Here is a 6066-nt window from a genome sequence, read left to right on the forward strand (position 1 = left end):
CGCCGGACCGGTTCGCGACCGAGTGCACTCGGCTGACCGCTCGCGACCTGACGCGGTCTCTGCAGGCTTAGCGCTCGCGGGCGCGGCCTCGCGCCTGACGCGCGGCCTCGCGGCCCGACGCGTTCGGTGGTACGCCACGCACCCTTCCCGGCCGGGGTTACGTGCGTGACGTCCCACTCGTCAGCTCACGAGCCACGCCTGGAAGGCCTCGAAGTCGTAGTCGCGACCGAGGAAGTCCCGGACCAGCTCGGCCGCCGGGGCCGAACCGCCGCGTCCGATGACCTTCTCCCGGTAGCGGCCCGCCGGGCCGGGATCGAGCAGGTCGTCGGGGTCGAAGGCGGTGAACAGGTCCTTCGCGATGACCAGTGACCACATGTAGGTGTAGTACATCGCGGAGTATCCGTTGAGATGGCCGAACGACAGGTGGAGTTTCGTGCCCTCCGGGTGCCGGAACGGGGTGTGGAACTCCATCGTCTCCTTCTCCACCGCATCGATGTCCAGTGTGGACGGATCGCGGCGGTGCAGTTCCAGGCTGAGCGCGGCGTAGTACATCTGCTGACGGACCAGCATGCCCTTGCCGAACTCCTCGGCGGCCCGCATCGCCGCCACCGTCTCGGCGGGGATCGCCTCGCCGGTGTCCACGTGACGGGCGAAGCGTGCCAGCACGCCGTGGTTGCGTACCCACTCTTCGAGCAGCTGCGACGGCGCCTCGACGAAGTCCCACTCGACGCTGACCCCGCCGACGCCGCTCCACCGGCCGGCACTGGCGAAGACCTGGTGCAGCAGGTGGCCGAACTCGTGGAAGAACGTCCGCACATCGCTCGGCTGCAGCAGGGCGCGCCCGTTGGCGGGGTTGGGCAGATTGCACAGCAGCGTGCACTCCGGCGTCCGCCCCTGCTTCCCGACGACCATCGTGAACATGGCGGCATGGTTGAACTTGTCGGCGCGCGGGTGCATGTCGAGGTAGATCCGGCCGAGCACGGCGCCGTTCTCCACGACGTCGTAGGCCTCGACCTCGGGATGCCACACGGGCTGCTCGGACGGCCGGAACTCGACGCCGAACATCTCGGCCGCGACGGCCATCAACCCGTCCTTGACAGCGTGGTACTCCAGGTACGGCCGGACCGCCTGCGAGTCGAAGGCGAACTGCTCCGCGCGTACGCGGTCGGTCAGGTACATGTTGTCCCACGGTTCGACGGCCTCGGCGGTCGGGTCGTCGACGCGTTTGCGGTCCAGCAGGACCGCGTAGTCGCGGTCGCCGCGGTCGCGGGCGGCCGTCGAGATGCGGGCGATGAAGTCGGCGATCGCCTGCTCCGAGCCGATCATCTTGTTGGCCGTGACGAAGTCCGCCCAGGTCGCGAAGCCGAGGAGGGTCGCCAGCTCCCGGCGCAGCTCCAGCAGGCGGCGAAGGTTCGACTCGTTTTCGGGGTACGCCCGCAGGTTGTTGAGCCGCCACAGCTGCTCGCGCGCGGCGGCGTCCCGGGAGTAGGTGAGGAACGGGACGAGATCCGGATAGTCCGTCGTGATCCGGACCAGCCCGTCGTCGCCGGCGGGGTGCGCGGCGACGTAGTCCTCCGGCAGCCCGTCGAGGGCGCTCGGCGGCAGTTCCGCCGTCCGGGTGCTCGACGCGATCGTCCGTTCGAACGCCTGCCCGGTCGCGGTCAGCTCGTCCTGCAGGGCGCGTACGCGGGCCCGCGTCTCGTCGTCGCGGTCGACACCGGCCAGGCGCATGTCCCGTAGCACCCGGCCGACCCAGTGCCGGGTGGCCGAATCCTCCTCGGTCAGGTCCCGCCCGGCCAGCGTCCGGTAGACCGCCGGATCGAGGGAGATCTCGGTGAGCCGCTTGTCGAGGTCCTGCTGCACGGTGGCGGCGGTCGTGCGTACGCCGGCGTCCGGATGGGCCATCTGAGCCAGCTTCGCCAGATTGCGTACCCGGCCGAGGGTGGACACGGCGTCGTCGTACGCGGACAGCTCTCCGAGGGAGAGGAACGCGCCGAGGTGCTCGGCGGCGGTGGCCGCGGCCTCGTCGGCGGCGGTGGTGAGCGCGTCGGAGCCGCCTGCCACGAGGGCGGCGGCCGCGGAGGTCTCCTGCATTCGGCAACCGTAGCGTTCCGGCAGACCGCGCCGCCGCCCCGTTCGGCGGTGGTAGAACTACGGGGTGGGAATCGTGTCGCCGGGGTTCTCCGGCCGCCGTCAGCCGGCCGGGCCGAAACTGCCGCCCGGCCAGTACCTCACCCAGGACTTCCCGGTGCTCTCAGCCGGGCCGACTCCGCGCGTGCCGCTCGACACGTGGGAGTTCACGGTGATCACCGAGACGGGCGAACGGCATACCTGGTCGTGGGCCGAGCTGACCGCCCTGCCGGCCGAGGACGTGACCGTCGACATCCACTGCGTCACGAAGTGGTCCAAGCTGCAGACGCACTGGCGCGGCGTACCGATCGCGACGCTGCTCGACGACGTCGAGACCGCCGCCGACTTCGCGCTCGCGCACTCCTACGGCGGCTACACGACCAACGTGCCGCTGGACGACCTGCTCGACGGGCAGGCGTGGATCGCGTACGAGTTCGAGGGCGAGCCGCTCGCTCCCGAGCACGGCGGCCCGGCCCGGCTGCTGGTGCCGCACCTGTACTTCTGGAAATCGGCGAAATGGGTGCGCGGCCTGCAACTGTTGCTCGAGGACGAGCCCGGGTTCTGGGAGACGGCCGGCTACCACGATTACGGAGACCCATGGCGCGAGCAGCGGTATCAAGGCGACTGACCTGGCGCGCGGCCACGTTGCAGGAGGTGCGCGCCGAGACCGGCAGCGCGCATACCCTCGTGTTCGAGGTGCCCGGCTGGGCCGGGCATCTGCCGGGACAGCACGTCGACGTGCGGCTGACCGCCGAGGACGGCTACTCGACCGAACGCAGTTACTCGATCGCCTCGGCCTTCAGCGACCGGGACGATCTCGTCGAGCTGACCGTGCAGCGCATTCCGGACGGTGAGGTGTCGCCCTACCTGGTCGACGTGCTCCAGCCCGGGATGCGGGTCGAGCTGCGCGGCCCGGTCGGCGGCTGGTTCGTGTGGCGCCCCGCCGACACCGCGCCCGTGCTGCTCGTCGCCGGCGGCTCCGGGGTGGTCCCGCTCATGGCCATGATCAGGGCCCGCGCGGAAGCCGCCGTCCGCGTCCCGTTCCGGCTCGTCTACTCCACGCGTACGCCGGAAGACGTGCTCTATGCCGATGAGTTGCGCCGCCGTGCCCTGGAGGACCGTGGGCTCGACGTCACCGTGGTCTACACGCGTCGCGTACCGGACGGGCACGGCCGCCCGCCGGGCCGGTTGACCGCCGCCGACCTGGCCGAATGGGGCTGGCCGCCGGACTTCGAGCCGTCGGTGTTCGTCTGCGGGCCGACCGGGTTCGTCGAGGCCGCCGCCGACCTGCTGACCGACGCCGGGCACGAACCCCAGCGGATCAAGACCGAGCGCTTCGGAGGAACCGATGCTTGACTACGTTGACGGAAGTTCGCTGGCCGGGCCGATGCGAGAGCTGTTCGCAGTCGACGTCACCGCGGTCGAGGGGCGCTGCGCCGGCTGCGGGCTGGCCGGGCCGCTGGCCAACCTGCGGGTCTACGGGCACGATCACGGTCCGGGGGTGGTCGGCCGGTGCCCGGGATGTGACGAGGTCATCCTGCGGCTGGTGCGTACGCCGACCGACGCCTGGCTGGACCTCCGCGGCGCGGTGAGCCTGCGTTTCAGCATGTAGTCGGCACAGCTCACGGACACAATCCTGGGAAAGGCGGCTTTGAGGCGTCTTCAAGGTTTGTGTAGGTTACTGATACGGGTAGACCGGAAATTTCGCGGGCCAATCCGGGCTGGCGCGGTCTACGCGGATCAGCAAAGCGAGGCAACAGGCAGTGAATCGCAGCGGTGACGAGCAGGCTCTGGACTCCGAAACCAAGACCACCCGTCCCCGCAGTCGCTACGTCGACACTCTGCGTGCAGTCGCGATCACTCGGGTCTTCCTCCAGCACACGCTGTGGATGAGCTGGCTGGCCGTGCTGTTCCCGTCGATGTTCGTGATGTTCGGGCTCGCCGGGGCGATGACCGCGGCCTCCCTCGAACGCAAGGGACCCGCCCCGACCGTACGCTCTCGGCTGCGCCGGACTCTGTTGCCGTTGTGGGTACTGGCGGCGGTGGCCGTCCCGCTGATGCTGATCAACGGCTGGGAACACGACACCGAGCATCCGCTGCGCTGGCAGGACCTGCTGTACTGGGTGCTGCCGCTGGCCAACCCGCCCGCGAGTTCCTGGGGCGGCGCGTTCACCCTGGCGCTGTGGTACATCCGGGCGTACATCTGGTTCGTCCTGCTGTCGCCGATCTTCTGGTGGTTCTTCAAGCGCTGGCCGGTGGCGACCCTGGTGGCCCCGCTGACCTTCGCGATCCTGCTCTACTCGCCGCTCGTCCCGCTGCCGGTCAACCGCGTCGGCGACGTCCTGTGGTCGACGGCCTCCTACGGCACTGCCTGGATGCTCGGGTTCGCCCGGCATACGCGGCTGCTCGATCGGGTCCCGGTGTGGGTGTGCGCGGCGTCGGCCGCCGTGCTCGGCGTCGCCGGGTACGCCTGGGGCGCCGGGCAGGGCGGCTTCCCGTTCAGCGACCCGATCGCGGAAACCTTGTGGGGCACCGGATTCGTCCTCCTGGCGTTGCGGGCCCGGCCGACGCTGGCCTGGCTGGACCGGTTCCCCCGGCTTGCCCGCCTGGTCAGCGCCTTCAACGCGCGCGCGATCACGATCTACATGTGGCAGTTACCGGCCCTGTTCCTGACCGGCGCGCTGCTCCAGTACGCCGGGATCACCCCGCTGTCGACCGAGATGAAAGTGGCGTCGTTGCTGGTTGGCGCGCCCTTGACGGCGTTGGCCGTGCTCTGCGTCGGCTGGATCGAAGACATCGCCGCCCGACGTCGGCCGGCCCTGGTGCCCGCTGTGCCCGCGCCGCGCTCGGCTCCGGCCACGCAACCGCAACCCCTGTCCGCCTCCGCCTGACGGCTACGCGACTGACGCCGCCGCCGAATCGCCGCATGATCGCGTCATGCGTCGTATCCTCGCCCTCGCGCTCGCCGTCTCGGCCGCGGTCGTAGCCGTTACAACCGTGCCCGCTCCGGTCAGTGCAGGCGTCCAGGTCGACGGGTACGTGTGGGCGTACCAGCCGTCGGCGGCGAGCTATTCGGCGGCCAGCGGATACGAACGCAACTCCACCGGCGGCGCGGTCGTGATCACGCGCAGTTCGGCCGGGGTCTACTCCGTACGGTTCGCCGGGATGGCGGTCAGCGGGGGAGTCGCCCACGTACGCCCCTACGGCTCGGGCAACACCGGGATCTGCACGATCGCGAGCTGGCTGCCGGTGGGCGTCGACGAAGTGCTCAGCATCCGCTGCTTCACCGCCGCCGGGGTCGCCGCCGACTCCTACTTCGTCGCGCACTTCACCAACCGCACGTCGGCGTACGCGACCTTCGCGTACTTCTGGGCGCACGATGCGTACTCGGCGACGCCGTACACGCCGAGCACGGCGTACTCCTACGACTCCACCGGCGGCTCGCCGTTGGCGTGGCGGCAGTCGCAAGGCGTGTACATGGTGCAGATGCCGACCGTCGACGCGCACTACCCGGTCGACAACAACGACGGGCATTACCAGGTCACCGCGTACGGGACGGCTCCGGTGCGCTGCGAGGTCCACGGCGAGAACGACGAGACGCCCACGCCGATCGGGGTCTTCTGCGTCGACGCGTTCGGCAACCCGGCCGACACCCGCTTCTCGATCAGCTACTCGCGTGGCGTCAATGTCCTCGGCACGACGCCCGCGCGGGCCAACGCGTACTTCCGGCACTCATGGGGCGATCCGGCCTCGTACTGGGCGGAGGGCTCGCGGAACACGGGCGGCACGCCCACGATCGCCTACCTCGGCGTCGGCCGCTACCGGGTCACCTTCCCCGGCCTTTCCATCCCCTACGGGTACGCACAAAGCGGCTCGCGCGGCGATCCCTCGACGTATTGCGCGACCGCGTACTGGGGTTCGAACGCGGTGACGGTC

General features: G+C 70.1%; 6 protein-coding genes. 5 read left to right on the plus strand and 1 reads right to left on the minus strand.

Annotation, left to right across the window (positions count from 1 at the left end; genetic code table 11):
* Window positions 1–180: 180 nt before the first annotated feature.
* Entirely contained in the window at window positions 181–2094 is a 1914-nt protein-coding gene (locus tag HOV77_RS12840; RefSeq protein WP_290861734.1) for a M3 family metallopeptidase, read from the minus strand.
* 64 nt (window positions 2095–2158) lie between these two features.
* Between HOV77_RS12840 and HOV77_RS12845 the strand changes: the two genes are divergently transcribed.
* The 5 genes from HOV77_RS12845 to HOV77_RS12865 all read left to right on the plus strand — a co-directional run.
* On the plus strand, window positions 2159–2758 hold the full coding sequence (locus HOV77_RS12845; RefSeq protein WP_290861736.1) for a sulfite oxidase-like oxidoreductase: 600 nt from the start codon (window positions 2159–2161) through the stop codon (window positions 2756–2758).
* Window positions 2728–3486: a ferredoxin reductase gene (locus HOV77_RS12850; RefSeq protein WP_290861738.1), complete on the plus strand. Its 759-nt coding sequence runs from the start codon at window positions 2728–2730 to the stop codon at window positions 3484–3486. The genes HOV77_RS12845 and HOV77_RS12850 overlap by 31 nt, the downstream gene beginning before the upstream one ends.
* The gene (locus HOV77_RS12855) at window positions 3479–3742 is read left to right on the plus strand and encodes a DUF6510 family protein (protein ID WP_290861740.1); all 264 of its coding nucleotides are present in this window, start codon (window positions 3479–3481) and stop codon (window positions 3740–3742) included. The genes HOV77_RS12850 and HOV77_RS12855 overlap by 8 nt, the downstream gene beginning before the upstream one ends.
* 151 nt (window positions 3743–3893) lie before the next feature.
* On the plus strand, window positions 3894–5021 hold the full coding sequence (locus HOV77_RS12860) for an acyltransferase (protein WP_290861742.1): 1128 nt from the start codon (window positions 3894–3896) through the stop codon (window positions 5019–5021).
* Window positions 5022–5067: 46 nt separating this feature from the next.
* Window positions 5068–6066: hypothetical protein (locus HOV77_RS12865; protein ID WP_290861744.1), on the plus strand; the 999-nt coding region annotated here is incomplete at its 3' end.

It is taken from the genome of Hamadaea sp., assembly GCF_013362815.1.
Classification (GTDB): Bacteria; Actinomycetota; Actinomycetes; order Mycobacteriales; family Micromonosporaceae; genus Hamadaea.

Bases quoted from the DNA above. Each gene is read 5' to 3' on its own strand.
- HOV77_RS12855 (WP_290861740.1), top strand. From the start codon at position 3,479: ATGCTTGACTACGTTGACGGAAGTTCGCTGGCCGGGCCGATGCGAGAG.
- HOV77_RS12850 (WP_290861738.1), top strand. From the start codon at position 2,728: ATGGCGCGAGCAGCGGTATCAAGGCGACTGACCTGGCGCGCGGCCACG.
- HOV77_RS12840 (WP_290861734.1), bottom strand. From the start codon at position 2,094: ATGCAGGAGACCTCCGCGGCCGCCGCCCTCGTGGCAGGCGGCTCCGAC.